This window comes from Streptomyces sp. DSM 40750 (genome assembly GCF_024612035.1).
GTDB lineage: Bacteria > Actinomycetota > Actinomycetes > Streptomycetales > Streptomycetaceae > Streptomyces.
In genome coordinates this window covers 2,424,467-2,450,683 of the sequence record NZ_CP102513.1, presented here as the reverse complement: position 1 = coordinate 2,450,683, position 26,217 = coordinate 2,424,467, and the positions used below count along the sequence as shown (strand labels likewise).

At 71.6% G+C, this 26,217-nt stretch carries 24 protein-coding genes and 1 pseudogene; 18 read left to right on the top strand and 7 right to left on the bottom strand.

What is annotated here, in order from left to right:
- Window positions 1-92: 92 nt before the first annotated feature.
- The 4 genes from pheS (at window position 93) to JIX55_RS10935 (ending at window position 6,052) form a co-directional block, all read left to right on the top strand.
- Window positions 93-1,214: a phenylalanine--tRNA ligase subunit alpha gene (gene pheS / locus JIX55_RS10950; protein ID WP_257563110.1), complete on the top strand. Its 1,122-nt coding sequence runs from the start codon at window positions 93-95 to the stop codon at window positions 1,212-1,214.
- A complete protein-coding gene (gene pheT, locus JIX55_RS10945) occupies window positions 1,214-3,727 on the top strand; it encodes a phenylalanine--tRNA ligase subunit beta (protein WP_257563109.1) in 2,514 nt (837 codons plus the stop codon). The genes pheS and pheT overlap by 1 nt, the downstream gene beginning before the upstream one ends.
- A 340-nt stretch (window positions 3,728-4,067) precedes the next feature.
- Window positions 4,068-5,408, top strand: coding sequence for a transcriptional regulator (locus JIX55_RS10940; protein WP_257563108.1), 1,341 nt, complete (start codon window positions 4,068-4,070; stop codon window positions 5,406-5,408).
- Window positions 5,409-5,506: 98 nt separating this feature from the next.
- A complete protein-coding gene (locus JIX55_RS10935; protein WP_257563107.1) occupies window positions 5,507-6,052 on the top strand; it encodes an NUDIX domain-containing protein in 546 nt (181 codons plus the stop codon).
- Between the two features lie 27 nt (window positions 6,053-6,079).
- Here the strand turns inward: JIX55_RS10935 and JIX55_RS10930 are convergent, their stop codons facing one another.
- Together JIX55_RS10930 and JIX55_RS10925 are read right to left on the bottom strand one after the other, a co-directional pair.
- Window positions 6,080-6,337 (bottom strand): hypothetical protein, encoded by a 258-nt coding sequence (locus tag JIX55_RS10930; RefSeq protein WP_257563106.1) that lies wholly within the window; start codon window positions 6,335-6,337, stop codon window positions 6,080-6,082.
- Between the two features lie 190 nt (window positions 6,338-6,527).
- A complete protein-coding gene (locus tag JIX55_RS10925; RefSeq protein ID WP_257563105.1) occupies window positions 6,528-7,403 on the bottom strand; it encodes a 3-hydroxybutyryl-CoA dehydrogenase in 876 nt (291 codons plus the stop codon).
- A gap of 175 nt (window positions 7,404-7,578) precedes the next feature.
- Here JIX55_RS10925 and JIX55_RS10920 point away from each other — a divergent pair, with 175 nt between their 5' ends.
- Complete coding sequence (locus tag JIX55_RS10920) at window positions 7,579-8,838, top strand: glycoside hydrolase family 10 protein (protein WP_257563104.1); 1,260 nt, start codon at window positions 7,579-7,581, stop codon at window positions 8,836-8,838.
- 27 nt (window positions 8,839-8,865) lie between these two features.
- Here JIX55_RS10920 and JIX55_RS10915 read toward each other — a convergent pair whose 3' ends face one another.
- Both JIX55_RS10915 and JIX55_RS10910 read right to left on the bottom strand, forming a co-directional pair.
- On the bottom strand, window positions 8,866-9,063 hold the full coding sequence (locus JIX55_RS10915; protein WP_257563103.1) for a DUF1918 domain-containing protein: 198 nt from the start codon (window positions 9,061-9,063) through the stop codon (window positions 8,866-8,868).
- A gap of 91 nt (window positions 9,064-9,154) precedes the next feature.
- On the bottom strand, window positions 9,155-10,150 hold the full coding sequence (locus JIX55_RS10910; protein WP_257563102.1) for a DMT family transporter: 996 nt from the start codon (window positions 10,148-10,150) through the stop codon (window positions 9,155-9,157).
- On the opposite strand from JIX55_RS10910, the gene JIX55_RS10905 reads away from it, so the two are divergent.
- The 3 genes from JIX55_RS10905 to JIX55_RS10895 all read left to right on the top strand — a co-directional run bounded on the left by JIX55_RS10905 (window position 10,149) and on the right by JIX55_RS10895 (window position 12,797).
- Window positions 10,149-11,624, top strand: coding sequence for an aminotransferase-like domain-containing protein (locus JIX55_RS10905; RefSeq protein ID WP_257563101.1), 1,476 nt, complete (start codon window positions 10,149-10,151; stop codon window positions 11,622-11,624). The genes JIX55_RS10910 and JIX55_RS10905 overlap by 2 nt on opposite strands.
- Before the next feature lie 17 nt (window positions 11,625-11,641).
- Window positions 11,642-12,079 (top strand): GNAT family N-acetyltransferase, encoded by a 438-nt coding sequence (locus JIX55_RS10900; RefSeq protein ID WP_257563100.1) that lies wholly within the window; start codon window positions 11,642-11,644, stop codon window positions 12,077-12,079.
- 142 nt (window positions 12,080-12,221) lie between these two features.
- Entirely contained in the window at window positions 12,222-12,797 is a 576-nt protein-coding gene (locus JIX55_RS10895) for a histidine phosphatase family protein (protein ID WP_257563099.1), read from the top strand.
- Here JIX55_RS10895 and JIX55_RS10890 read toward each other — a convergent pair.
- The gene (locus tag JIX55_RS10890) at window positions 12,742-13,260 is read right to left on the bottom strand and encodes a DUF6314 family protein (protein ID WP_257563098.1); all 519 of its coding nucleotides are present in this window, start codon (window positions 13,258-13,260) and stop codon (window positions 12,742-12,744) included. The genes JIX55_RS10895 and JIX55_RS10890 overlap by 56 nt on opposite strands.
- A 144-nt stretch (window positions 13,261-13,404) precedes the next feature.
- On the opposite strand from JIX55_RS10890, the gene JIX55_RS10885 reads away from it, so the two are divergent.
- Window positions 13,405-15,888: an alpha-L-arabinofuranosidase C-terminal domain-containing protein gene (locus JIX55_RS10885; RefSeq protein ID WP_257563097.1), complete on the top strand. Its 2,484-nt coding sequence runs from the start codon at window positions 13,405-13,407 to the stop codon at window positions 15,886-15,888.
- A gap of 106 nt (window positions 15,889-15,994) precedes the next feature.
- Here JIX55_RS10885 and JIX55_RS10880 read toward each other — a convergent pair whose 3' ends face one another.
- Window positions 15,995-16,777, bottom strand: a complete 783-nt coding sequence (locus tag JIX55_RS10880) for a LysR substrate-binding domain-containing protein (protein ID WP_257563096.1) — start codon at window positions 16,775-16,777, stop codon at window positions 15,995-15,997.
- A gap of 127 nt (window positions 16,778-16,904) precedes the next feature.
- On the opposite strand from JIX55_RS10880, the gene JIX55_RS10875 reads away from it, so the two are divergent.
- From JIX55_RS10875 to JIX55_RS10840, 9 genes and pseudogenes are all read left to right on the top strand, one after another.
- Window positions 16,905-17,309, top strand: coding sequence for a DUF5997 family protein (locus JIX55_RS10875; protein WP_257563095.1), 405 nt, complete (start codon window positions 16,905-16,907; stop codon window positions 17,307-17,309).
- A gap of 648 nt (window positions 17,310-17,957) precedes the next feature.
- Entirely contained in the window at window positions 17,958-19,505 is a 1,548-nt protein-coding gene (locus JIX55_RS10870; protein ID WP_257563094.1) for a hypothetical protein, read from the top strand.
- A 107-nt stretch (window positions 19,506-19,612) separates the two neighbouring features.
- Entirely contained in the window at window positions 19,613-19,756 is a 144-nt protein-coding gene (locus tag JIX55_RS51425; protein ID WP_443046401.1) for a hypothetical protein, read from the top strand.
- Window positions 19,737-20,167, top strand: a pseudogene (locus JIX55_RS10865) (SAM-dependent methyltransferase); the annotation flags it as partial. The gene JIX55_RS51425 and the pseudogene JIX55_RS10865, both read left to right, overlap by 20 nt.
- Before the next feature lie 82 nt (window positions 20,168-20,249).
- Window positions 20,250-21,278: an N-acetyl-gamma-glutamyl-phosphate reductase gene (gene argC / locus JIX55_RS10860; RefSeq protein ID WP_257563093.1), complete on the top strand. Its 1,029-nt coding sequence runs from the start codon at window positions 20,250-20,252 to the stop codon at window positions 21,276-21,278.
- Window positions 21,279-21,387: 109 nt separating this feature from the next.
- Window positions 21,388-22,542, top strand: coding sequence for a bifunctional glutamate N-acetyltransferase/amino-acid acetyltransferase ArgJ (argJ, locus tag JIX55_RS10855; RefSeq protein ID WP_257563092.1), 1,155 nt, complete (start codon window positions 21,388-21,390; stop codon window positions 22,540-22,542).
- Window positions 22,539-23,450: an acetylglutamate kinase gene (argB, locus tag JIX55_RS10850; RefSeq protein WP_257563091.1), complete on the top strand. Its 912-nt coding sequence runs from the start codon at window positions 22,539-22,541 to the stop codon at window positions 23,448-23,450. The genes argJ and argB overlap by 4 nt, the downstream gene beginning before the upstream one ends.
- Window positions 23,447-24,673, top strand: a complete 1,227-nt coding sequence (locus JIX55_RS10845) for an acetylornithine transaminase (protein WP_257563090.1) — start codon at window positions 23,447-23,449, stop codon at window positions 24,671-24,673. The genes argB and JIX55_RS10845 overlap by 4 nt, the downstream gene beginning before the upstream one ends.
- Before the next feature lie 7 nt (window positions 24,674-24,680).
- Window positions 24,681-25,235, top strand: coding sequence for an arginine repressor (locus JIX55_RS10840; protein ID WP_257563089.1), 555 nt, complete (start codon window positions 24,681-24,683; stop codon window positions 25,233-25,235).
- Window positions 25,236-25,418: 183 nt separating this feature from the next.
- Here the strand turns inward: JIX55_RS10840 and JIX55_RS10835 are convergent, their stop codons facing one another.
- Window positions 25,419-26,213, bottom strand: coding sequence for an FAD:protein FMN transferase (locus tag JIX55_RS10835; protein WP_257563088.1), 795 nt, complete (start codon window positions 26,211-26,213; stop codon window positions 25,419-25,421).
- Window positions 26,214-26,217: the final 4 nt, after the last annotated feature.

Below are 26,217 nucleotides of genomic sequence, written 5' to 3'. Positions count from 1 at the left end.
CCTTTGGCACCTTTGTGTCCCAAAAACCGTGACGATCTGTCCACGAGTCGGTACGGGGACCTTCAGCCAGCCAATCGGAAGCACGGGAAGAGATGTCGGCACCGAATAAGTCGTACGACCCTGTAGAGGTCGAGGCCTTGAAACCGGAAGAGATCGAGCGCATGCGGGACGAGGCGCTCGCCGCCTTCGCCGCCGCGGACTCCCTCGACGCGCTCCAGGAGGCCAAGGTCGCCCACACCGGGGGCAACTCGCCGCTGGCCCTCGCCAACCGCGAGATCGGCGCCCTGCCCCCGCACGCCAAGGCCGCCGCCGGCAAGCTCGTCGGCCAGGCCCGCGGTGCGGTGAACAAGGGCCTCGCCGCCCGCCAGACCGAGCTGGAGGCCGAGCGCGACGCCCGGGTGCTGGTCGAGGAGGCCGTGGACGTCACGCTGCCCTACGACCGCGTACCGGCCGGCGCCCGCCACCCGCTCACCACGCTGTCGGAGCGCATCGAGGACATCTTCGTGGCCATGGGCTACGAGGTCGCCGAAGGCCCGCAGGTCGAAGCCGAGTGGTTCAACTTCGACGCCCTGAACATCGGCCCGGACCACCCGGCCCGCGGCGAGGCCGACACCTTCTTCGTGCAGGGTCCGGACGGCGGCACCGAGTCCGGTGTCGTGCTGCGCACCCACACCTCGCCCGTGCAGATCCGCTCCCTGCTCGACCGCGAGCTGCCGGTCTACGTGATCTGTCCCGGCCGCGTGTACCGCACCGACGAGCTGGACGCCACCCACACGCCGGTCTTCCACCAGGTCGAGCTGCTGGCCGTCGACGAGGGCCTGACCATGGCCGACCTCAAGGGCACCCTCGACCACATGGTCCAGTCGCTGTTCGGCGAGGGCATGAAGACCCGGCTCCGGCCGAACTTCTTCCCCTTCACCGAGCCGTCCGCCGAGATGGACATGCTCTGCTACGTCTGCAAGGGCACCTCCGTCGGCAACCCCGACCGGCCCTGCCGCACCTGCTCCAGCGAGGGCTGGATCGAGCTGGGCGGCTGCGGCATGGTCAACCCGCGCGTGCTCACCGCCTGCGGCGTCGACCCCGAGAAGTACAGCGGATTCGCCTTCGGGTTCGGCATCGAGCGGATGCTGATGTTCCGCCACAACGTCGAAGACATGCGAGACATGGTCGAGGGTGACGTCCGGTTCACCCGGCCGTTCGGGATGGAGATCTGATGCGGGTCCCGCTTTCTTGGCTGCGGGAGTACGTCGACCTGCCGGCCACCGAGACCGGCCGTGACGTCCAGGCCAAGCTCATTTCGGCCGGCCTCGAGGTCGAGACGGTCGAGCAGCTCGGCGACGGCCTCAAGGGCCCCCTCGTCGTCGGCCAGGTGCTGACCATCGAGGAGCTGACGGAGTTCAAGAAGCCGATCCGCTTCTGCACCGTCGACGTCGGCACCGCCAACGGCACGGGCGAGCCCCAGGAGATCGTCTGCGGCGCCCGCAACTTCGCGGTCGGCGACAAGGTCGTGGTCGTCCTGCCCGGCGCCGAACTGCCGGGCGGCTTCGCGATCTCCGCCCGCAAGACCTACGGCCGCACCTCGCACGGCATGATCTGCTCCAGCGACGAGCTGGGCATGGGCGACGACGGCACCAAGGGCATCATCGTGCTGCCGCCGGAGACCGAGGTCGGCAAGGACGCGATCGAGCTGCTCGAGCTGGTCGACGAGGTCCTCGACATCGCCGTCACGCCCGACCGCGGCTACTGCCTGTCGATCCGTGGCGTCGCCCGCGAGACCGCCATCGCCTACGGCCTGCCGCTGCGCGACCCGGCGCTCCTCGACGTACCTGGCCCGAACGCGTTCGGCCACCCCGTCCAGGTCTCCGACCCCATCGGCTGCGACCGCTTCACCGCCCGCACCGTCACCGGTCTCGACCCGGAGACGCGCTCCCCGATCTGGCTCAAGCGCCGGCTGCAGAAGGTCGGTATGCGCCCGATCTCCCTCGCCGTCGACATCACCAACTACGTGATGATGGAACTGGGCCAGCCGCTGCACGCCTACGACCGCTCCCTCGTCCAGGGCACGATCGGTGTGCGCCGGGCCGAGGAGGGCGAGAAGATCGTCACCCTCGACGGTGCCACGCGCACCCTGCACGCCGAGGACCTGGTGATCACCGACGACCGCGGCCCCATCGGCCTCGCCGGTGTCATGGGCGGCGCCAACACGGAGATCGCCGATCACGACGATGTGGAGAACGCCTCCAGCGACATCGTCATCGAGGCCGCCCACTTCGACCAGGTCGCCATCGCGCGCACGGCCCGCCGGCACAAGCTGTCGTCGGAGGCGTCCCGCCGCTTCGAGCGCGGCGTCGACCCGCTGGCCGCGGCCGCCGCCGCCCAGCGCACGGTCGACCTGCTCGTGCTCCTCGCGGGCGGCACGGCCGACGCGGGCGTCACCGAGGTGATCGCCCCGTCCGCGCCCCGCACGATCACGATCCCGGCGGACCACCCGGACAAGGTCGCGGGCGTCACCTACGGCCGTGAGACCGTCGTACGCCGTCTCCAGGAGGTCGGTTGCGACGTCTACGGGCAGGACGAGCTGATCGTCACCGTGCCGTCCTGGCGGCCCGACCTCACCGATCCGAATGATCTGGCGGAGGAGGTCATCCGTCTTGAGGGCTACGAGAACCTGCCCTCCACGCTGCCCAGGCCCCCGGCGGGCCGCGGGCTCACCCTGCGGCAGCGGCTGCACCGCAGGGTCGGCCGGGTCCTGGCCGGCGCCGGGTACGTCGAGGCGCCCAACTACCCGTTCATCGGTGAGCAGGTCTTCGACCAGCTCGGCCTGGACGCCGACGACCCGGCCCGCCGCGTCGTCAAGCTCACCAACCCGCTGAACGACGAGGAGCCCGCGCTCCGCACGTCGCTGCTGCCGGGCCTGTTGGGCGCCCTGCGGCGCAACGACGGCCGTGGCTCGCACGATCTGGCCCTGTTCGAGACCGGCCTGGTGTTCCTCCCGCGTGAGGGGCAGCGCGTCGCCGTCGCGCTGCCGGTCGACCGCCGGCCCACCGACGAGGAGATCGCGACGCTGAACGCCGCGCTGCCCGAGCAGCCGCGCCACGTCGCCGTCGTCCTCGCCGGGGCCCGCGAGCAGGCCGGCTGGTGGGGCAAGGGTCGCGCCGCCGACTGGGCCGACACGATCGAGGCGGGGCGCGCGGTCGCGCGCGAGGCCGGTGCGGAGCTGATCGTCCGACAGGGGCAGTACGGCCCGTGGCACCCGGGGCGGTGCGCCGAGTTCGTGGTCGTCGACGGTGACACCGAGCGGGTCGTGGGTCACGCCGGTGAGCTGCACCCGCGCGTGGTCAAGGCGCTCGGGCTGCCGGCCCGTACCGCCGCGATGGAGATCGACCTGGACGCCCTGGAGCAGGTGGGGGACAGCATCCCGCTGGCGCCGAGCATCTCCTCGTTCCCCGTCGCCACGCAGGATGTCGCGCTCGTGGTCGACACGTTCGTGCCGCACGCCGAGGTGGAGGCCGCGCTGCGTGAGGGCGCGGGTGAACTGCTCGAGGGTATCCGGCTGTTCGACGTCTACGAGAACGCGGAGCAGCTGGGTGACGGGCGGAAGTCGCTGGCGTATGCGCTCCGCTTCAGGGCCGGGGATCGTACGTTGACCGTCGACGAGGCTTCGGCGGCTCGGGACGCGGCGGTTGCGCTCGCGGGCGAGCGCACGGGGGCCGTGCTGCGTAGTTAGGGTGGGCGCACATCGTGGGGGACCGCGCAGGGATGCCGGCCGCGAGTGGTTCGTGGCTGGTCGCGCGGTTCCCCACGCCCCTTGCGGGCGCAAGCCTCCGCACCTGACGCGGACAGCCCCCGGCACTTGGTCGCCCCGGTTCCGCCCGGCCAGGGCCACCGCACTGTACGAGGGGGAGCCGGCGGCCCGGCCGGTCTCTTTCGAGGCATTTCAGTCAACCGGTCCGCAACTCTCCGCGACAGTGCGCGTACAGCACGAGTTCGGGCATTCGCTTCACACCCCGTGTGACAGGGGAGGCGCTACGCTGCCACCGCCGGCACCGAGCCACCGGAGGGCCTCCATGCAGCCCAACACCCTGCTCGACGCGATCCTCGACGAGGCCGGTATCTCCCACGCCGGTCTCGCCGCGCACGTCAACCAGGCGGGGCGGGCCCGTGGGCTGGCGCTGAGATACGAACACACCGCCGTGGCACGGTGGTTGAAGGGGCAGCGGCCGCGCGGCCAGGTGCCCGACCTGATCTGTGAGGTGCTCGCCGGACGGCTGCACCGGACGGTCACCCTCGACGACATCGGGCTCGGTGTGCCGGGCGAGGCGACCTCCCAGCACGGCGCCGGGCTCTCCGGTTTCGTGGAGCGCGCCACCGCCCTGTGGCGCTCCGACGAACAGCAGCGGCCGCATGTCCTCGGTGCCCCCGCCGTCACCGGGACGCCGGCCGTGATGCCCGTGTGGGAGTGGGAGAACCCGCCGGAGGACGTGGACGTCTCGCGCGGCGGGCGGCATCGCGTCAGCATGGCCGACATCGACATGCTGCGCGCGGCCCGCACCCACTACGAGCAGATGTACCGCAAGGCGGGCGGTGTCGCGACGCGGAGCCGGATCGTCGGGTTCCTCAACGCGGAGGCCGCGCCCCTGCTGCGCGGCAGCTACACCGACGCCACCGGCCGCCAACTGCACCGCGCCACCGGGGGACTGGTGGCGATCGCCGGGATCTGTGCCTACGACTCCGACGCCCATGGGCTGGCGCAGCGGTACTTCCACCAGGCGCTGCGGCTGGCGAAGGCCAGCGGGGACCGGGGGTTGGGGGCGTACGTCATCGCGCTCCTTGTCAACCAGGCGCTGTTCATGCGGGAGTACCGGCAGGCCGTCGCCTTCGCGGAGGCGGCGCTGCGGACCGCCGGCAAGCAGATCACCCCGGCGCTCGCCTCCGACCTCTACGCGATGCAGGCCAAGGCGTACGCGCACCTGGGCGACGGCACGAGCGCGCTGTCCTGTATCCGGCGGGCCGAGCAGGCCGCCGAGCGTATCCGGCGCGGCCACGAACCGGACGAGACCGGCTATGTCCAGCCCGGTCTGGTCAACGTACAGGTGGCGGAGGCGCTGCTCAGCCTCGGCGACCTGACGGCCGCGGCGGAGCACGCCGCGGCAGCCGTCGACAGCCCGGCGCACGACCGGGGACGTGTGCACCGGCTCGCGATGCTCAGCCAGATCGAACTGCGGCAGGGCAACGCGGACAAGGCGGTGGCCACCGCCGTGGAAATGGCCGAGCGGGCGCGGGGGATGGAGTCCATGCGCCTGCGCGACAGACTGCGGGCGGTACGCGAACACCTCGCGCGCAGCGGCTGCGCGGGGACCGCCGAAGCCGCCGAACTCATCGACGGGGCACTGCGCGTACCGCTCTGACGCCGTCCCCGGGGCGCGGCCGTGCACCGGCTGTGCGCCTGCTGTCACCAAGCTACTGCTGCGATATTGCCACTTACTCGGCGGAAGGTGGCAGAACCGTGCAGTGGACGAAACAGAGCGAACAAACCGTGTACTCGAACCGCTGGTTCAGCGTCAATCTCGCAGATGTCGCGTTGCCGGACGGGCGGCACCTCGATCACTTCCTCATACGGATGCGGCCCGTCGCCGTGGCCACCGTGATCAACGAGGCCAACGAGGTGCTGCTTCTGTGGCGGCACCGCTTCATCACCGACAGCTGGGGCTGGGAGCTCGCGGCGGGCGTCGTCGAGGACGGCGAAGCCATCGCCGAGGCGGCCGCCCGTGAACTGGAGGAGGAGACCGGATGGCGGCCGGGACCCCTGCACCACCTGATGAGCGTCGAGCCCTCCAACGGGCTCACCGACGCCCGGCACCACATCTACTGGGCCGACGAGGGCGCGTATGTCGGTCACCCCGTGGACGACTTCGAGTCGGACCGTCGGGAATGGGTTCCCCTCAAGCTCGTTCCCGACATGGTCGCCCGCGGCGAGGTCCCGGCCGCCAACATGGCAGCCGCACTGCTCCTGCTGCACCACCTGCGGCTCGGGCAGGACGCCAAGCCCTGAACCCCCCGTCGCGTCCCGCCCGGAGAGCTAGCGGCCCAGTGCCTGCCAGACGGCCACCACCAGGGCGCCCAGTGCTGTCAGGACCGCGACCGCGGGCAGCGGCCAGCGGGCGTGCTCCAGGGCGACGATCCGTGCGCTCAGATCGTCCAGTTCCTTGGCGGTCTGTTCGGCGCGGTGGCTCAGCAGGGTGTGCCCGCCTTCGACGCGCGCGTGCGCCACATCCAGGCGGCGGCGTAACTCTGCGAGTTCGCCGTGGAGCACGGGATGCTCGGGGTCGATGGCCACGAGTCCGCTCCTTTCTGTAGTCGTCCCGTCCCTTGTATGCGCACGGCAAGTCAACTCGCCTGGTGGGCGCGTGGGGAGCGTGTGCGAACGGCATATGCGTGTCCGCCGCGCACACGGTGTGTGAATACGACGGGCCCGGCACCGTTTCCGGTGCCGGGCCCGTTCGGGAAAGGCGGTTGACCGTCCGTAATCAGGCGTACGAGTAGAAACCCGACCCGGTCTTCCGGCCGAGCCGGCCCGCGTCGACCATGCGCTGGAGCAGCGGGGGAGCGGCGTACAGCGGCTCCTTGTACTCCTCGTACATCGAGTTCGCGATGGAGACGATGGTGTCCAGGCCGATCAGGTCGGAGAGCCTCAGCGGGCCCATCGGGTGGGCGCAGCCCATCTCCATGCCGTTGTCGATGTCCTCGCGGCTGGCGATGCCCGACTCGAACATCCGGATCGCGGAGAGCAGGTACGGCACGAGCAGCGCGTTGACGACGAAGCCCGAGCGGTCCTGGGCGCGCACGGCGTGCTTGCCGAGCACCTTCTCGGCGAACAGCTGCGCCCGGCTGAGGGTGCCCTCGGAGGTGGTGAGCGCCGGGATCAGCTCGACGAGCTTCTGCACCGGAGCCGGGTTGAAGAAGTGGATGCCGATGACATGGTCGGGCCGCGAGGTGGCGACCGCGAGCTTCACCAGCGGGATGGAGGAGGTGTTGGAGGCGAGGATCGCGTCCGGGCGGGTCACCACCTGGTCGAGCACCTGGAAGATCTCGGTCTTCACCTGCTCGCTCTCCACGACCGCCTCGATGACGAGGTCACGGTCGGCGAACTCGCCGAGGTCGGTGGTGAAGCTGAGGCGCGCCTGGGTGGCGTCCCGCTCCTCGTCGCTGATCTTGCCGCGCTCGGCCGCCTTGGACAGCGAGTTGAACAGCCGGGTACGGCCGATCTCCAGGGCCTCGCCGGTGGTCTCGGCGACCTTCACGTCCAGACCGGCGCGGGCGCACACCTCGGCGATGCCCGCTCCCATCTGGCCGCAGCCCACCACTCCGACTCGCGCTAGATCTCCCGTTGGGAAGTCCGTCACATCGTCCCTTTCGCTGGTCTACGTACCAGGCAGCTGCCCGTGGTGCGGGCCTGTGCCAAACCTGCACGTTACCCGCGACGGCTACTGATCAGTATCCCGGGTGTCACATGGAAGGCTGGCCGCGGACGGTCCGCGACGGTGCGGACACGCGGGAAGCGGTACGCGGAGGTAAGGGATGCATCGCAAGCCACGGATGTCACGACGGGCGTTCTGGGCGACCGCGGCGGTGACGCTGGTGGCGGCGGGCGGTGCGGCGGCGGGCACCGCCATCGCCGGCGGGGAGCCGAGCCCCCGCCGCAGGGCGGCCGAGGGCGAGCTGCGCGGCATGTGGCTGGCCACCGTCGTCAACCGGGACTGGCCGTCCAAGCCCGGCCTGACCGCCGGCGAGCAGCGCACCGAGCTCCTCGCCCATCTCGACACCGCCGTGGAGCGCCGCCTCAACGCGGTGATCTTCCAGGTCCGCCCCACCGCCGACGCGCTCTGGCCCTCCCCCTACGAGCCCTGGTCGCAGTACCTCACCGGGACCCAGGGCAAGGATCCCGGCTGGGACCCGCTGGGCACGGCGGTCGAGGAGGCCCATGCCCGGGGGCTCGAACTGCACGCGTGGTTCAACCCGTACCGGGTGGCCAACCACACCGACCCGAGCCGGCTCGTCGCCTCGCACCCGGCCCGGAAGAACCCCGACTGGGTCGTCCCCTACGGCGGCAAGCTCTACTACAACCCCGGCATCCCCGCAGTCCGCGCCTTCGTCCAGAAGGCCATGCTCGACGCCCTGCGGAAGTACCCGGTCGACGCCGTGCACTTCGACGACTACTTCTACCCGTATCCGGTCGCGGGCCAGGTCTTCGACGACGACGCGGCGTACGACCGCTACGGCGGGAGCTTCCCGAACCGGGCGGCCTGGCGGCGCGACAACATCGACAAGCTGGTGCGGGAGACGGCGGCGCAGATCAAGACCATCCGCCCCGGCACGCAGTTCGGGATCAGCCCCTTCGGGGTGTGGCGGAACGCCGTCACCGACGAGCGGGGCTCGGACACCCGGGCCGGTGTGCAGACGTACGACGATCTGCACGCGGACACGCGGAAATGGGTCCGGGAGAACTGGATCGACTACATCGTCCCGCAGCTGTACTGGAACATCGGCTTCGCCGTCGCCGACTACGCCAAGCTGCTGCCCTGGTGGGCGGAGACCGCCCGCGACACCGGGACACGGCTGTACATCGGGGAGGCCCTGTACAAGGCGGGCGACCCGGCGCAGCCCGCGGCCTGGCAGGACCCCGCAGAGCTGTCGGCGCACCTCACCCTGGCCCGCGACGTCCCGGAGGCGCGCGGGCATGTGTTCTTCTCGGGCAAGGAGGTCGGGCTCGACACGATCGGTGCGATGGCACGCGTGGTCGCCGACCACTACCAGCGGCCGGCGGAACCACCGCGCTGACGGGACCGGGGAACGGACGCGGTAGGGCTACCTGGGATCTCCGGGGTGGCGGACGACCGTGTCCGGGCCCGGGGACATCAGCGCCTCGTGGCCGTCGTCGTTGAACCTGACCCGGTAGGGCGGATTCCCGTTCTGGCCGAGCACCTCCAGGACCTCCGCGGTCCGGTCGTGGTGCCCGACGGTCCTGCCGTGCACCAGCAGGGTGTCGCCTACATCTGCCTGCATCGGGGGCCTCCTCGTTCTGCACGGGAGCGGCGGTCCGTGACCGCAGTCTATTGCGGGCGGCGTCGGTGGGAACCGGTGTGCGTACGGGGTCTCAGGCGGATGAGCGCTGAGTGACCGCGATGCAGACCAGTACGGCGGCGGCCGTCAGGGGCGCGGCCGGGTTGAGCTGCTCGCCGAGGAGCAGCACCGACCACACCAGTGTGAGCAGCGGCTGCGCCAACTGCAACTGGCTGGCCTTCGGTATGCCGATCGCGGCCATGCCCCGGTACCAGACGACCAGCCCCAGGAACTGGGATCCGGCGGCCACCCACAGCAGCCCGGTGATGCTGTGCGCGGTCAGCTGGACCGGCTCGTAGGACAGGGCCAGCAGGGTGCCCGGCACGCTCAGCGGCAGGCACAGGACCAGGGCCCAGCCGATGACCTGCCAGCCGGGCATCACCCGGGCCAGCCGGCCGCCCTCGGTGTAGCCGGCCGCGCACACCAGCAGGGCTCCGAACAGGTGGAGATCGGCGGTCGTGAGGGCGCCGCCGCTCTGCGTCACGGTGAACACGAGGACCGCGGCGGCTCCGGCGAGGGCGGCGATCCAGAAGGCGCGCGAGGGGCGGATGCCCGTGCGCACTGCCGAGAACAGGGCGGTCGTCAGCGGGAGCAGACCGACCACGACGGCGGCGTGAGAGGTCGTCGAGGTCTGCAGCGCGAGGGTGGTCAGCATCGGGAAGCCCAGCACGACACCCGCGGCCACGACCGCGAGCCCCGCCCGGTGCCGGCGGCCCGGCAGCGGCACCCTCAGGGCCAGCAGGCAGCCGCCCGCGATGACGGCGGCGAGGGCACTGCGCACGGCGACGAGGGACCAGGGGCCGAAGCCCTCCAGGCCCCAGGCGGTGGCCGGGAAGGTGAGCGAGAAGGCGGTGACGCCGAGGGCGGCCTGGAGGGTACCGCCGGTTCGGGGGCGGCGGGCTTCGGGTGCGGCCGGGCCGGCCTCGACGGAGTCGCGGGTTCCGACGGTGGCCGGTCGTGGCCCGGCGCCTTCCGGGCCACCGTCCACCGTTACTGAACTCCGGGCGATAGCGCTACTCTTTGCTCTCATGCAAGAGCGTAGCAGTGGGGCAGAACTGGCGGAACAACTGCGAAAAGAGCTGGACCGCTACTCACCCGGTGGAAAGCTGCCGTCGAGTCGGACGCTCGTCGAACGCTTCCGGGTGAGCCCGGTGACCGTCTCGCGGGCCCTGGCGCAGCTGGCCGCCGAGGGGCTCGTGGTGACCCGGCCCGGCGCGGGGGCCTTCCGTGCGAGCCCGCGCGAGAGCGGGGCGGCGCCCGTGGGGGACACGTCCTGGCAGGAGGTCGCGCTCAGCGCCGACGGCAGTACCGAGCCGTCTCCGCGCACGGTGGACGCCTCGGGGGTGCTGGTCTCGCTCGCCACTCCGCCGCCCGGCGTGATCGAGTTCAACGGCGGCTATCTGCATCCGTCGCTGCAGCCGGAGCAGGCGATGGGTGCCGCGCTGTCCCGGGCGGGGCGGCGTCCCGGGGTGTGGGCGCGGCCGCCGGTCGAGGGCGTCCCGGAGCTGCGCGAGTGGTTCGCGCGGAGCATCGGCGGGGCGATCACCGCGGCCGAGGTGATCGTCGCGGCGGGCGGGCAGTCCGCTCTGACCACCGCCCTGCGCGCCCTCGCGCCGCCCGGGGCACCCGTGCTGGTCGAATCGCCCACCTATCCGGGCATGCTGGCCATCGCGCGGGCGGCCGGGCTGCGGCCCGTTCCGGTGCCGGTGGACGCGGACGGGGTCAGGCCCGCCCTGCTCGCCGACGCGTTCAAGGCGTCCGGCGCCCGTGTCTTCGTCTGCCAGCCGCTCTTCCAGAACCCCACCGGCGCCTCGCTGTCCGCCGACCGCCGCGGCGAGGTGCTGCGGATCGCCCGCGAGGCGGGGGCCTTCGTGATCGAGGACGACTTCGTACGCCGACTCGTGCACGAGGACGCCGGACCGCTGCCGCGACCGCTGGCGGCCGACGACCCGGACGGCGTGGTCGTGCACGTCTGCTCGCTGACCAAGGCGACCTCGCCCAGCTTCCGGGTCGGTGCCCTGGCCGCCCGGGGGCCGGTCCTGGAACGGCTGCGCGCCATCCAGGTCGTCGACACCTTCTTCGTGCCGCGGCCCCTCCAGGAAGCCGCCCTCGAACTGGTCGGCTCACCCGCCTGGCCCCGCCATCTGCGGTCCGTGTCCAGGGAGTTGAAGCACCGTCGGGACGCGCTGACCTCCGAGCTGCGCATGCACCTCCCCGAACTCGCCCTGCCTCACATCCCCTCCGGCGGCTACCACCTGTGGCTGCGCCTCCCGGACGGCACTCGGGGCACCTCCCAGGTTTTCGGCCCTGGGGGAGAGCCCGCGCTGGTCGCCGCCGCCCTCCGCGCGGGTGTCGCGGTCACGCCGGGCCGCCCCTACTTCAGCGCCGAACCCCCGGCCGGACACCTGCGGTTGAGCTTCGCGGGAGTCGCCGGGGCGGGGGAGATCACGGAGGGGGTGCGGAGGCTGAGAGCGGCCGTAAACGGTTCGACAGCGGGCCTCTGACCTGCGACCGTCCCGCCATGAGCGATGAGTCGATCCTCCCCGAGGGCTACGAGCTGTCCGACGACCCCGACCGCGTCGACGTCGGACGCGTCCACCACTGGTTGTCCACCGACGCGTACTGGGCCATCGGCCGCCCCCGCGAGAAGCAGGAGAGCGCGATCCGCGGCTCGCTCAACTTCGGGGTGTACGAGGCGGGTTCGGGGGAGCAGGTCGCGTACGCGCGGGTGGTGACCGACCGCACCACGTTCGCGTGGCTCTGCGATGTGTACGTCGACCCGTCGGCGCGCGGGAAGGGCCTGGGCACCGCCCTGGTCGCGGCCGTGCGCGAGCACCTGCGGCCGTACGGACTGCGCCGCATCCTGCTCGCCACCCACGACGCGCACGGCGTCTACGCGAAGCTCGGGTTCGAGCCGCTCGCCAAGCCGGACCAGTGGATGGCGCTCGTGTACCAGTGAGGTTCCGGGTGCGGCGACGGGCGACGGCTCGGGGGAGGGCCCGGCCGCGGTGGCGAGCGTCCCGGCTGTGGGCCGAGGGGCCCCGCGTAACTCCTGAGCAACGCCTCTTGACCTGCGGAGTCTCTCGTTCCACCATCACCGCATGCATCTTCGGGTCACGTTCGTCGCCGCCGCGCGCTGCTCCTCGCTGCTCGCGGAGCGTTTCGAGGACGACCGGCCGCTGGACCAGGCCGGCTGGGCGGAAGTGCAGCGCTCCGCCCACGAGCTGGTGCCGCTGGCGGCGGCCGAGCTGCGCTACTGCTCGCCGACGCCCCGCAGCCGGGCCACCGGTGACGCCCTCGGCTACGCGCCGCTGGCCCAGCCCGCGCTGCGGGACTGCGACATGGGCCGCTGGCGCGGCTTCACGCTCGGCGAGGCCATGGCCCGGGAGCCCTCGGCGGTGGACGCCTGGCTCGCCGACCCGCGTTCCGTCCCGCACGGCGGCGAGTCGCTGAACGCCTTCATCTCCCGCATAGGCGGCTGGCTCGACACCCGCCCGGCGGGCGACGGCGGCCGTATCGTCGCCGTCGCCGAGCCCTCCGTGCTGCGCGCCGCCCTGGTCTACGCGCTGAAGGCCCCGCCGTCGTCGTACTGGAACATGGACATCCGCCCCCTGTCGACGGTCACGGTCGCGGGCCGTCCGGGCCGCTGGAACCTGCGGCTGGGCGCCGACCGGTAGGCGAGGGCCGGTTCTGTCGCGTGCGCTCGCGCGTGTAGTCGGTGACCAGGAGCTGGTTCTTCGCGGGGCCGCCGACCCGCCAGGTCGTACGCCAGCGGTCCTCGTCGTGGACCTCGAACTCGCCCCGGTAGAGGTCGGCGACACAGGAGTGGTCCGTGCGCCAGTGGCCGGTGGTCAGGTCCAGGTCGTGGAAGGGGCGGCCGTCGGCGAAGCGGACGTCCGCCGTGCCGGGTGTGGGGCCCGGAAGGAAGCGCAGGGTGCGTTCGGCGGGGCGCGGGACGCCCAGCCAGACGAAAGTTCCGACCTCCAGGTGGAGGAGACCGCCGTCGTCCAGCGGGCCGAAAACGGTCGTCCCCGTGAACTCCCCTTCCGCCCCGCTCGCGAGATCCCGCACGGACCGCAGGACCCGCCAACCCCCGAAGAGGTGGGCCAGCACATCGGGCACCGGCCGGAACTCGCCCATGCCGGGCCTCCCTTCCGTCACATCCGATGCTGCGCGACCCATTGACGCCTCCGAACCTCCTACCTATCTTGCCGTTCGATGTGCTGATCATTGTCTGATATTTCGAACAACTCCATGACCCCCACCCCGAGCCGCGGAGTATCCATGTCACGCAGCACCCGCACCCGTTGGAGACTCGGCCTCACCGCCACCGCCTTCCTGGTGGCGGCAGCCTCGGTCCCGGCGCCCGCGCACGCCGAGGACGTCACCGACTACGCGATCACCGTCGACCCGGCCGCCAAGGGCGCGAAGATCGACGACACGATGTACGGCGTCTTCTTCGAGGACATCAACCGGGCCGCGGACGGCGGCCTCTACGCCGAACTCGTGCAGAACCGGTCCTTCGAGTACTCGACCGCAGACAACCGCGCCTACACCCCCCTCACCTCCTGGACCGTCGACGGCACCGCGCAGGTCGTGAACGACGACGGCCGACTCAACGAGCGCAACCGCAACTACCTCTCCCTCGCGGCTGGTTCGGCCGTCACGAACGCCGGCTACAACACCGGTGTCCGCGTCGAGGAGGGCAAGAAGTACGACTTCTCGGTGTGGGCGCGCACCGAGAGCCGTACGACGCTGACCGTCACCCTCCAGGACGCCGACGGCACGCTCGCCGAGGCCCGCCAGGTCGCCGTCAAGGGCGGCTGGGCCAAGTACCGGGCCACCTTCACCGCGAACCGCACCAGCAGCGACGGCCGTCTCGCGGTCGCCTCCTCCGGCGCCACCGCCCTCGACGAGGTGTCCCTCTTCCCGCGCGACACCTACAAGGGTCACAAGAACGGTCTGCGCGAGGACCTCGCCGAGAAGATCGCCGCACTGAAGCCGGGCTTCGTCCGCTTCCCCGGCGGCTGCCTGGTCAACACCGGCTCCATGCAGGACTACAGCGAGGCCTCGAACTGGGAGCGCAAGCGCTCGTACCAGTGGAAGGACACCGTCGGACCCGTGGAGCAGCGCGCCACGAACGCCAACTTCTGGGGTTACAACCAGTCCTACGGTCTCGGCTACTACGAGTACTTCCAGTTCTCCGAGGACGTCGGCGCGATGCCGCTGCCCGTGGTGCCCGCCCTCGTCACCGGCTGCGGCCAGAACAAGGCCACCGACGACGAGGCCCTGCTCCAGCGGCACATCCAGGACACGCTCGACCTCATCGAGTTCGCCAACGGGCCCGTGACCAGCGAGTGGGGCAAGAAGCGGGCGCAGATGGGCCACCCGAAGCCCTTCCACCTCACCCACCTCGGCGTCGGCAACGAGGAGAACCTGCCAGGCGAGTTCTTCGCCCGCTTCCAGAAGTTCCGGGCCGCCATCGAGGCGAAGTACCCCGACATCACGGTGATCTCGAACTCCGGCCCCGACGACACGGGCACCACCTTCGACACCGCCTGGAAGCTGAACCGCGAGGCGAACGTCGACATGGTCGACGAGCACTACTACAACAGCCCCCAGTGGTTCCTCCAGAACAACGACCGCTACGACTCCTACGACCGCGGCGGCCCGAAGGTCTTCCTCGGCGAGTACGCCTCCCAGGGCAACGCCTTCAAGAACGCCCTCTCCGAAGCCGCGTTCATGACCGGCCTGGAGCGCAACGCCGACATCGTGAAGCTCGCCTCCTACGCACCGCTCCTCGCCAACGAGGACTATGTGCAGTGGAGCCCCGACATGATCTGGTTCAACAACCACGCGTCGTGGAACTCCGCCAACTACGAGACGCAGAAGCTCTTCATGAACAACGTCGGCGACCGTGTGGTGCCGTCGACGGCCACCGGCACACCTGCGCTCACCGGCCCGATCTCCGGAGCCGTGGGCCTCTCCACCTGGGCCACGACAGCGGCGTACGACGATGTGCGGGTGACGGCCGCGGACGGCACGAGCCTGCTCAGCGACGACTTCAGCGGTGACGCCTCGAAGTGGACCCACCACGGCAAGGGCAGCTGGAGCATCCAGGACGGGCAGTACGTGCAGACCGATGTGGCCGCCGAGAACACCATGGTCTCGGCCGGTGACACCTCCTGGCACGACTACGACGTGAAGGTGAAGGCCACCAAGAAGGCCGGCAAGGAGGGCTTCCTCGTCGCCTTCGGCGTCAAGGACACCGGCAACTTCTACTGGTGGAACCTCGGCGGCTGGAACAACACCACCAGCGCGGTCGAGCAGGCCGTGGACGGCGGCAAGTCCACGCTGATCTCGAAGCCGGGGACGATCGAGACGGGCCGTACGTACGACGTCGAGGTCAAGGTGCGGGGCCGGCAGGTGACCCTGCTGCTCGACGGCCAGGAGTGGGGCAGCTTCACCGACGACAAGCCGGCGGAGCCGTTCCGGCAGGTGGTGACGCGTGACGCGAAGACCGGTGACCTGATCGTCAAGGTCGTCAACGCGCAGCCCGTGGCCGCGCGTACCGCCATCGACCTCGGCGGGGCCAAGGTCCGCTCGAAGGCCCGCGTGACCACGCTCACGGCGGCACCGGACGCGGTGAACACGGAGACGGCCACGCCGGTCGCGCCGGTGAAGTCCACGTTCAGCGGGGTGGCTGAGGAGTTCGGCTACACGTTTCCGGCGAACTCCGTGACGTTCTTGCGGATCAAGAAGAGGTGATGGTGGGACCGGCCCGGTCTTTGTGTGCCAGGTGCGGGTGAGTGGGGCTGGTCGCGCATTCCCCGCGCCGCTGGATGGGCCCGCGGGCCCATCCAGCGGCCGCGCCTCAGGAGCGGCGGCGGGGCTTTCCGGCCTTGCCGCCGCTCTTTGCGTTCCTGGCGCCGCCGGAGCCGCTGCGGGGGTTGCGGCCGCCCGACCTGCCCGCCGCGGGCTGGCGGCGGGTGCCGCCCGCGTCCGGTCGCTTGGCCTTCGGCGGCTGCTTCTCCTCCGGGGCCTTGGTGCGGCCGCGTGAGCTGTTGACCGTCCGGCCCCGGACGATTCCGATGAAGTCCTCGACCAGGTCGGTGGTCGCGTCCTGCGGCCACGACAGGGCGACCCGTGACTCGGGGGCGTCCGTGACCGGCCGGTAGGTGAGGTCCTTGCGGTGGTGCAGGCGGGCGAGCGACTGGGGGACGACGAGCAGTCCGATCCCGGCCGCCACCAGCTCGACGGCGTCCGCCGTGGTGGCGGGGCGCTCGAACGCCGGTTCTCCCGGCGGGCGCTCCCAGTCGAGGGTGTCGTCGAGGGGATGCAGCACGACCTCGTCCGCCAGGTCCTCGGTGGTCACCTCGTCGACCGCCGCGACGACATGGTCCTTGGGGACCACGACCACCGTGGTCTCGGTGTAGAGGGGGATCGCGCTGAGGTCGGTCCGGTCCACCGGCAGCCGTACGAAACCGGCGTCGGCACCGCCGTCCCGCAGCACGCCGAACGCCTCGGCGGCGGACACCTGGAGAAGGGTCAGGGGGACGTCGGGCAACCGCTCGTTCCAGATCCGCACCCACTTCGTGGGCGTCACTCCCGGGACGTACGCGAGCCGGAACGAAGGGGATGCTTCCGAGCCTGTCACATGACCAGGCTAACGGTCGCGGTCACCCGTCCCCGCCACGGGCGTGGGCCTCGCGGATCGGCCGTGACCTGGTGCCGGTGATCGGTCGTGGTCGGCGGTGGCGCGCACGCTCGTTACCCTTGACCCCATGACGTCGCACCAGACCACCCAGACCATGAAGCCCGCCACCGCGGCGAAGAAGCTGGGTGTGTACCTCGAAGCCACTCCCGCCGAGTTCCGGGAGGGCGTCGTCACGCGCGCCGAGCTGACCGCGCTCCAGACGAACCCCCCGGCCTGGCTGGCGGAACTGCGCAACAACGGCCCGCACCCCCGTCCGGTGGTCGCCGAGAAGCTGGGCATCTCCATCGCCGGGCTCGCGCGCGGGGGAGTCACCGAGGCCCTCACCACCGAGCAGATCGAGGCCCTGAAGCAGGAGAGCCCCGAGTGGCTGCGGAAGGAGCGCGCCACCCAGGCGGAGGTCCGCAAGGAAGGCGCCCGTATCAAGAAGCGCAACGCGGAGCGGGCGGCCCAGTCGGACGGCCGGCGCTCCTGAACCGGTTCGCCGGGGCGCGCTGAGCGCCCGGCGGCAACCGGCGATGCCGATCACGCGTCTCACGCGTCGCTGCAGGGCATGATCGGCATCCCGAGGCCCCGAACCCGAGAGCCCCGACTCGCACACCGCCGAACCGAACTCCCGGATGATGTGTGAGTGGCCGGGCTCACCGAAATGGTGCGCCATCTCGCCGGGCGGCCCAGCTCCGAGGCCCAGCGGGCGGCGGTCGAGGCGCTGCTCGCCGCCGCGTCGGCGTTCGGCGAGCGGGACCGCGCACACGAGGCACACCCGTACACGAGCGGCTCGTCCTGCTGCTCCTCGCGTGCTCTGGGTCGCCGAGTCCGCGATCCGCCGCACGGCGTCGGCCGCGAGGTCCGCGCCCTGCTCCGCACCGTCGGCGCCGCACCACTCGCAGCCGACTGCCCGCACCGCGACGCCCGTCCCGACGACCGCCTCAGGCGCCGGGACCAGCGTGGCTTCGCGGCGCACCTCAGCCACCTGTACACCCCCGGCGCGTTCCCGGCCCCGAGAACGCCCACGCGAGCGTGTACAGCGGGAAGTGTGACCCGCCCCTCGACCTGTCGCCCGGCCTCTCGCCCGGCGAAAAACCATGAGCCGTTCGGCCGGGGCCCGGGCAGGATGCTCTCCGTGAACCATCTCCTGTGCGGGCTCGCCGCCAATCCGGCGCTGCCGTCCGAGCTGGTCGACCGGCTGATCGCGGTCGCGGACGCCGATGTCGCCCATGACCTCGCCGGTCGTGCGGACCTCAGCCGGGCGCAGGCGGTCGCGCTGGCCTCGCGTGTCGAGGAGAGCGGTGTGCGGCTGGCGTACGAGGGCCGGTTGACCGCCGCCGACGTCGATCCGGTGGCACAGCCGGACGTCGCCCTCGCGCTGCTCGACGAGGGTGCCGGCAGCCCGGAGTGGGCTCGTCTCCTCGCGGCGGACCCGCTGGTCGAGCACCGGGAGAAGCTGGCCGCCTGCCCCGGCCTTCCGCCCGACGTGGCGGAGGCGCTGGCCCAGGACGCGGACGTACGGGTCGTCGCGGAACTCGCGTTGTGGGCCGCACCGGACGTGGCCGCCCGGCTCGCGGGGCATCCACATGCCGAGGTCCGCCGTGCGGTGGCGACCAACGAGGCGACACCGTCCGACGTGCTGGCGGCGCTCGTCACCGGCGAGGGCCTGCCGTCCGCGCGGCGCTGCCTGGTCTGCGACCGTGAGGAGACGCCCTTCACGCACAGCCCGCACTGCGCGCGGCCCGACTGCGATCTACTGCCGGGCGCCTCCTGCGACGGCTCCCACGAGTCCACCGTGCACGCCATGCTGTGGGCGGCGCTGGAGAATCCGGCCACACCGGCCGCAGCCGTCGCCGGCTTCGCCGACCACCCCTCGATGCTGCTGCGCTGGGCGCTCGCCGCCCGCCCCGATCTGCCCCCGGAGGCGTGCGCACGGCTTTCCGAGGACCCCGCACCCGGCCTGCGCGCCGACCTCGCCGAGAACCCCGCGATCGACGACAGCCTGATCCGCGCGCTGGCCGGCGACGCCGACCCCGACGTACGGCGCGGACTCGCGCACAACCCGCGGGTGCCGCTCGACGTGCTCACGGACCTGGCGGCCACCACCAGGATCGGCACCACCCTGCTGCCACGGATCGCCTCCGCCACGGCCGCCGAGGTCGAGGAACTGGTGCGGTCACCGCAGGCGGCCGTACGCATGCTCCTCGCCCAACGACGTGATCTGCCGGCCGGGATCCGTGACGCGCTGGCCGTCGATCCCGACGCGAAAGTGGTCAAGTCCGTCGCTGCGCATCCCGGCCTCTCCGCAGCACAGTTGCACGCGATGGTCGACCGGCACGGCGTCCGGGTCATCGCCGGGGCGGCGGCCAACCCCGACGCGACTCCGGCGTTCCTGGAGCATGTGATCCGGCAGCGGCCACCGGTGCGGAAGGCACTCCGAGAGGTCGCCCGGCACCCCCACGCGTCGGCCCCGGCGCTGCTCGCCTGCCTGGCGGACGACCGGGCGCGGCCCTTCGCCGCCGGCCACCCTGCTCTCCCGCCGCAGGTCGTCGTCGACCTGCTCACCGACACCGACGAGCAGGTGGCGGAAGCCGCGGCCGCCAACCCGTCGCTCCCGCTCACCGCGATGAGGGAGCTGCTGGCCCGGCCGCCGTCGCCGGTGCTCCGCCACCCGCCGGTGTGACCGAGCGCTCCAGCCGGCCCCTCACCGCCGTAGTCAGCCGGGCGGCCCTGCCGCGGGCTCTCGGCCCCGTTTCCCGCCGGTACGCCTCACCGAGGCATGACCGGGGCATGACCCAGCGCGCCGGCGACGGCCCCGAAGAGGGCTACCTCCTGAACAACCAGCAGTCCGAGGCGGGCGAGCGCTTCCACGCGCCGGCCGCCTTCTTCGACGCCGCCACCTTCCGCCACATCCGTCCACGTCGCCGACCGTGAGCGGGCCCCGCGCGTGATGGCGGGTTCTCTGCGTCCCGGGGGGCTTCTGCCGGAGGACGCCGATCCGGCGCTCCAGCCGCCGATCTGCCCCGATGATTCCGGACCCCGGCAGCGTCTGGCCAACAGGCTCCGCCACGGCTTCCGGGAGCTCCTCGCCGAGTGCGGCGCGGAGCTGTCGTACGGCCACCGCCTCCCGCGCTGTGCGAGGCAGGCCTGACCGACGTCCAGGCGGACGCATACTTTCCCGTCACGGGCCCGGCCTGCGCGGCGCTGGAGACGGCCACGGTGCGACAGGTCCGCCCCCAGCCGGTCGGCGAGGACCACGCGACACAGGCCGAGATCGACACCCACCTCGCCGACATCGCGGCGGGCGGCCTGGATCCGGCGACCTCCCCGATGATCTCGGCGTAGGGGCGGAAACCGCAGGAACCATTCATGGATTGCATAAACGTGCAGCGAAACGTATAGTCATGCCATCCAAGAGGAGGGTTCCATGGCGGTACGCGTGGCGGTGGCGGGAGCGAGTGGTTATGCGGGCGGCGAAGTGCTGCGCCTGCTGCTCGCGCACCCCCAGGTCGAGATCGGTGCACTGACCGGCAACTCCAACGCGGGCCAGCGTCTGGGCGGACTGCAGCCACACCTGCTGCCGCTGGCCGACCGGGTGCTCCAGGAGACGACCGCCGAGGTCCTCGCCGGACACGAGGTGGTGTTCCTCGCGCTGCCGCACGGGCAGTCCGCCGCCGTGGCCGAGCAGCTCGGGCCGGATGTGCTCGTGGTCGACATGGGTGCCGACTTCCGGCTCAAGGACCCGGCGGACTGGGAGCGGTTCTACGGCTCGTCCCACGCCGGGACCTGGCCCTACGGCCTCCCCGAACTGCCGGGTGCCCGCGCCGCGCTGGAGGGGTCCAAGCGCATCGCGGTACCCGGTTGTTACCCCACGGCCGTGACGCTTGCCCTGTTCCCGGCGTACGCGGCGGGCCTCGCCGAGAGCGAGGCCGTGATCGTCGCCGCCTCCGGCACCTCCGGCGCGGGCAAGGCGCCCAAGGCGAACCTGCTGGGCAGCGAGGTCATGGGGTCGATGACCCCGTACGGCGTCGGCGGCGGCCACCGGCACACGCCCGAGATGATGCAGAACCTCGGCGGCGTCGCCGGCGAGCCGGTCTCCGTCTCCTTCACGCCGACCCTCGCGCCGATGCCCCGCGGCATCCTCGCCACGTGCAGCGCGAAGGCGAAGCCCGGCGTCACCGCCGACTCCGTCCGCGCCGCGTACGAGAAGGCCCTCGCCGACGAGCCGTTCGTCCACCTGCTCCCCGAGGGGCAGTGGCCGGCGACGGCGTCCGTCTACGGTTCCAACGCCGTTCAGGTGCAGGTCGCGTACGACGAGGCAGCGGGCCGCATCATCGCGATCAGCGCCATCGACAACCTCACCAAGGGCACGGCCGGTGGCGCTGTCCAGAGCATGAACATCGCCCTCGGGTTCCACGAGAACACCGGGCTTTCCACGATCGGAGTCGCACCGTGAGCGACGCACCTGCAGCCACCGGGCCGCAGACGACGATGGCCGCACCGCTGCGCTGCACGGGCGACAGCGACATCAGCCGCTTCCGCGGCGGGGCGAACGAGGAGATGCAGTGAGTGTCACGGCAGCCAAGGGATTCACGGCGGCGGGCATCGCCGCCGGGATCAAGGAGAACGGCAACCCGGACCTGGCCCTCGTGGTCAACAACGGGCCCCGCCTCGCCGCCGCGGGCGTCTTCACCTCCAACCGTGTGAAGGCCGCGCCGGTCCTCTGGTCCGAGCAGGTGCTGAAGGGCGGCCAGGTCTCCGCCGTCATCCTCAACTCCGGTGGCGCCAACGCCTGTACGGGCCCGAAGGGCTTCCAGGACACGCACGCGACCGCCGAGAAGGTCGCGGAGGTCCTCGAAGGCCACCACGCGGGCGAGGTCGCCGTCGCCTCCACCGGCCTCATCGGCGTACTGCTGCCGATGGACAAACTGCTCCCCGGTGTCGAGACCGCCGCCGCGCAGCTCTCCGAGCACGGCGGTGAGAAGGCCGCCATCGCCATCAAGACCACCGACACCGTGCACAAGACGTCCGTGGCCCAGGGCGACGGCTGGACCGTCGGCGGCATGGCCAAGGGCGCGGGCATGCTCGCCCCCGGCCTCGCCACCATGCTCGTCGTGCTCACCACCGACGCCGACCTCGACAGCGAGACGCTGGACAAGGCCCTCCGGGCGGCCACCAGGGTCACCTTCGACCGGGTCGACTCCGACGGCTGCATGTCCACCAACGACACCGTGCTGCTGCTCGCCTCCGGGGCATCCCAAGTCACCCCGGAGTACGCGGAGTTCGCCGAGGCCGTCCGCAAGGTGTGCGACGACCTCGGGCAGCAGCTCATCCGGGACGCCGAGGGCGCAGGCAAGGACATCAAGGTCGAGGTGATCAACGCCGCGACCGAGGACGACGCCGTCGAGGTGGGCCGCTCCATCGCCCGCAACAACCTCCTCAAGTGCGCCGTCCACGGTGAAGACCCCAACTGGGGTCGGGTGTTGTCCGCCATCGGCACCACGCAGGCCGCCTTCGAGGCGGACCGGCTCAACGTCGCCATCAACGGCGTCTGGGTCTGCAAGAACGGCGGCGTCGGCGAGGACCGCGACAACGTCGACATGCGCTACCGCGAGGTGCACATCGTCGCCGACCTCGCCGCCGGGTCCGAGACGGCCACCATCTGGACCAACGACCTCACCGCCGACTACGTCCACGAGAACAGCGCGTACTCCTCATGAGCACCACGCGGAAGCACACCGCCCTCCCCAAAGCCAGGATCCTCATCGAAGCGCTCCCCTGGCTGACCCGCCACCACGGCAAGACGGTCGTCATCAAGTTCGGCGGCAACGCCATGATCGACGAGGACCTGAAGGCCGCCTTCGCCCAGGACGTCGTCTTCCTGCGGCAGGCCGGTCTCAACGTGGTCGTCGTGCACGGCGGCGGCCCGCAGATCAGCGCCGCCCTCGACAGGCACGGCATCGTCAGCGAGTTCAAGGCCGGCCTGCGCGTCACCACCGAGGACGCCATGGACGTCGTACGCATGGTGCTCGCCGGACAGGTGCAGCGCGAGCTGGTCGGGCTGCTCAACCAGCACGGGCCGCTCGCCGTCGGACTGACCGGCGAGGACGCGCACACCATCACCGCCACCAAGCACCAGCCCGAGATCGACGGCGAACTGGTCGACATCGGGCGGGTGGGCGAGATCACCGCGATCGACACGGGCGCGATCAAGGCACTGCTCGCCGACGGCCGGATCCCGGTCGTCTCGTCGATCGCCCGTAGCCAGGACGACGGACATGTCTACAACGTCAATGCTGATACGGCGGCTGCGGCACTCGCTGCTGCTCTGGACGCCGAAACCCTCATGGTCCTCACGGACGTCGAGGGACTCTACGAGGACTGGCCCCACTCCGACGAGGTGATCAGCCGCCTCACCGCTTCCCAACTGGAGAAGCTGCTGCCGGATTTGTCCTCCGGCATGGTGCCGAAGATGCAGGGCTGCCTGCACGCCGTGCGCAACGGCGTCCAGACCGCCCGCGTCATCGACGGCCGGGTCCAGCACTCGATCCTGCTGGAGATCTTCACCGACGAGGGCATCGGCACGATGGTCGTGCCGGACGCCGAGCAAGAGGGGGATGCCGGATGACCGAGACCGCGAAGAACGCGGAGCTGACCCAGCGGTGGCAGGGCTCGCTCATGAACAACTACGGCACCCCGAAGCTGCCGCTCGTCCGCGGTGCGGGCGCCAAGGTCTGGGACGGCGACGGCAAGGAGTACGTCGACTTCGTCGGTGGCATCGCGGTCAACGCGCTCGGCCACGCCCACCCGGCGATCGTCGAGGCCGTCAGCAAGCAGATCGCCTCCCTCGGCCACGTCTCCAACCTGTTCATCGCCGAGCCGCCCATCGCGCTCGCCGAGCGGCTGCTGGAGCACTTCGGCCGGGACGGCAAGGTCTACTTCTGCAACTCGGGCGCCGAGGCCAACGAGGGCGCGTTCAAGATCGGCCGGCTGACCGGGCGGACCCACATGGTCGCCACCGAGGGCGGCTTCCACGGCCGGACCATGGGCGCCCTCGCCCTCACCGGCCAGCCCGGCAAGCAGACCGGATTCCACCCGCTGCCCGGCGACGTCACGCACGTCCCGTACGGCGACGCGCAGGCCCTGGCCGCCGCGGTCACCGAGGAGACGGCCCTCGTCATCATCGAGCCCATCCAGGGCGAGAAGGGCGTCGTCGTCCCGCCCGTCGGCTATCTGAAGGCCGCCCGCGCCATCACCGCCGCCACCGGCTCGCTGCTGGTCCTCGACGAGGTGCAGACCGGTGTCGGCCGGACCGGGCACTGGTTCGAGTACCAGGCGCACGAGGGCGTCCTGCCGGACGTCGTCACCCTCGCCAAGGGACTCGGCGGCGGACTGCCGCTCGGCGCGACCGTCGCCTTCGGGCGGGCCGCGGAGCTGCTTCAGCCGGGCCACCACGGAACCACGTTCGGCGGCAACCCGATCGCCTGTGCGGCAGGACTCGCCGTCCTGGAGACCATCCAGGCCGAGGGCCTGCTGGAGAACGTCAAGCGGCAGAGCGAGAAGCTGCGGGACGGAATCGAGTCCCTCGGCGACCCGATGATCGACTATGTCCGTGGCGCGGGCCTCCTGCTGGGTATCGTGCTCACCGAGCCGCTCGCGCCCCTGGCGCAACAGGCCGCTCAGGACGCCGGTTTCCTGGTGAACGCGCCCGCCCCCGATGTCGTACGGCTGATGCCCGCGCTCAACATCGGTGACGCAGAGGTGGACGCCCTCCTCCAGGCGCTGCCCGGCGTTCTCGACGCGGCGCGGGCGGCGCACGAAGCCAGTGGGGACGGACGAGCCGGGGAATGAGACGACGATGAGCCAGGCGCAGGAGCACGACCAGGCGGGGCCTGCCGTGCCGCAGACCCGCACCGCACGCCACCGGCGGATCGTGGACATCCTCAACCGGCAACCTGTGCGGTCGCAGAGCCAGTTGGCGAAGCTGCTGTCCGACGACGGGCTGAGCGTCACGCAGGCGACGCTCAGCCGGGACCTGGACGAGCTCAACGCGGTGAAGATCCGCAACACCGACGGCGACCTGATCTACGCGGTGCCGAGTGAGGGGGGTTTTCGGACCCCCCGGGCTCCGCTGGGGGAGTCGGCGAAGGAGGAGCGGATGCGGCGGCTCTCCGCGGAGCTGCTGATCTCCGCGGAGGCTTCCGCGAACCTGGTCGTCCTGCGTACGCCGCCGGGGGCGGCCCAGTTCCTGGCCTCGGCCATCGATCAGGCGGAGCTGCACGACATTCTGGGGACCATCGCGGGCGACGACACGCTGCTGTTGATCAGCCGGGATCCCGTGGGTGGGCAGGCGTTGGCCGATCACCTGTTGAGGCTGGCTCAGAACGGGAACGGCAACGGGCACGGGCACTGAAGCGGGTGCTCAGCGGGGGCGCCGGCTGCGGGTCGGCTGTGGCTGGTCGCGCAGTTCCCCGCGCCCCTGAAAAAGGGGGTTCGCCCTTTCATCTACTCGGCTGCGGGAGTCGTGCCGCTGGGCCGATGGGGGGCGGGGGGCGCAGCGGCACCCGGTAAGCGCCGGTAAGCGCCCAGCCCCCGCTCAGCCCAGCCGCGCGGCCAGGCCTCCGGTGCAGCGCACCTCGTCGCCCGCCGTGATCAGCAACGCCTCCGTGTCCTCCAGGGACTCCAGCCACGCCAGGCCCTCCCGCGAACCCATCGCGAAAGCCGCTGTCGCCCAGCAGTCCGCCCAGGTCAGGCGAGGGGCGACGACGGTGACCGCCACCAAATCCGTCACGGCGGACTTACCCGTGCGAGGGTCGACGATGTGGGCGCCGCGCTCGGCCGTCCCGGACGTGGCGACCGCGAGGCGGTCGGTGCCGGCCGCGGTGACGACGGCGGCGAGACCGCCGGGGCGGAGGGGATCGGCCACGCCGACGCGCCACGGCCGGTCCGAGCCGGGGACACCGCACAGCTGGACATCGCCGCCCCCGTTCACGCTCACCCCGACCGCCCCGGCCTCGACCAGGCGCAGAGCGGCCCGTTCGGTGGCCCAGCCCTTCACCAGACCGGTCGGGTCGAAGCGGCCCTCATAGGTGGCGCTGAACCACCCGTCGCTCAACCGCTCGGCCTCGGCGCAGAGTTCGAGCACCTCGGCGACCTCGGGGCCGCACTCCTCGATCGTCAGCTCGGCCCGGGCCAGCCGGGAGATCTGGCTCTGCTCGCGGTAGGTGCTGAACACCTCGTCCACGGCGTGGAGCCCGGCCACCGCCTCTTCGAGCGCGGCCTTGACCGCCGTGGGCTCGCCTCCCCGGATGTCGAACGAGAAGACGGTGCCCATGACCTCCTCGACGTGCCGCAGTTGCGCGGGCGCGGCGGCCCCGGCGGGTTCTGCCACCGGA

What these genes read in the sequence shown, in the direction of transcription:
- pheS (WP_257563110.1), top strand. Translation starts at nt 93, where the DNA reads ATGTCGGCACCGAATAAGTCGTACGACCCTGTAGAGGTCGAGGCCTTG.
- pheT (WP_257563109.1), top strand. Translation starts at nt 1,214, where the DNA reads ATGCGGGTCCCGCTTTCTTGGCTGCGGGAGTACGTCGACCTGCCGGCC.
- JIX55_RS10940 (WP_257563108.1), top strand. Translation starts at nt 4,068, where the DNA reads ATGCAGCCCAACACCCTGCTCGACGCGATCCTCGACGAGGCCGGTATC.
- JIX55_RS10920 (WP_257563104.1), top strand. Translation starts at nt 7,579, where the DNA reads ATGCATCGCAAGCCACGGATGTCACGACGGGCGTTCTGGGCGACCGCG.
- JIX55_RS10915 (WP_257563103.1), bottom strand. Translation starts at nt 9,063, where the DNA reads ATGCAGGCAGATGTAGGCGACACCCTGCTGGTGCACGGCAGGACCGTC.
- JIX55_RS10905 (WP_257563101.1), top strand. Translation starts at nt 10,149, where the DNA reads ATGCAAGAGCGTAGCAGTGGGGCAGAACTGGCGGAACAACTGCGAAAA.
- JIX55_RS10910 (WP_257563102.1), bottom strand. Translation starts at nt 10,150, where the DNA reads ATGAGAGCAAAGAGTAGCGCTATCGCCCGGAGTTCAGTAACGGTGGAC.
- JIX55_RS10900 (WP_257563100.1), top strand. Translation starts at nt 11,642, where the DNA reads ATGAGCGATGAGTCGATCCTCCCCGAGGGCTACGAGCTGTCCGACGAC.
- JIX55_RS10895 (WP_257563099.1), top strand. Translation starts at nt 12,222, where the DNA reads ATGCATCTTCGGGTCACGTTCGTCGCCGCCGCGCGCTGCTCCTCGCTG.
- JIX55_RS10890 (WP_257563098.1), bottom strand. Translation starts at nt 13,260, where the DNA reads ATGGGCGAGTTCCGGCCGGTGCCCGATGTGCTGGCCCACCTCTTCGGG.
- JIX55_RS10885 (WP_257563097.1), top strand. Translation starts at nt 13,405, where the DNA reads ATGTCACGCAGCACCCGCACCCGTTGGAGACTCGGCCTCACCGCCACC.
- JIX55_RS10875 (WP_257563095.1), top strand. Translation starts at nt 16,905, where the DNA reads ATGACGTCGCACCAGACCACCCAGACCATGAAGCCCGCCACCGCGGCG.
- JIX55_RS51425 (WP_443046401.1), top strand. Translation starts at nt 19,613, where the DNA reads ATGACCCAGCGCGCCGGCGACGGCCCCGAAGAGGGCTACCTCCTGAAC.
- argC (WP_257563093.1), top strand. Translation starts at nt 20,250, where the DNA reads ATGGCGGTACGCGTGGCGGTGGCGGGAGCGAGTGGTTATGCGGGCGGC.
- argB (WP_257563091.1), top strand. Translation starts at nt 22,539, where the DNA reads ATGAGCACCACGCGGAAGCACACCGCCCTCCCCAAAGCCAGGATCCTC.
- JIX55_RS10845 (WP_257563090.1), top strand. Translation starts at nt 23,447, where the DNA reads ATGACCGAGACCGCGAAGAACGCGGAGCTGACCCAGCGGTGGCAGGGC.
- JIX55_RS10840 (WP_257563089.1), top strand. Translation starts at nt 24,681, where the DNA reads ATGAGCCAGGCGCAGGAGCACGACCAGGCGGGGCCTGCCGTGCCGCAG.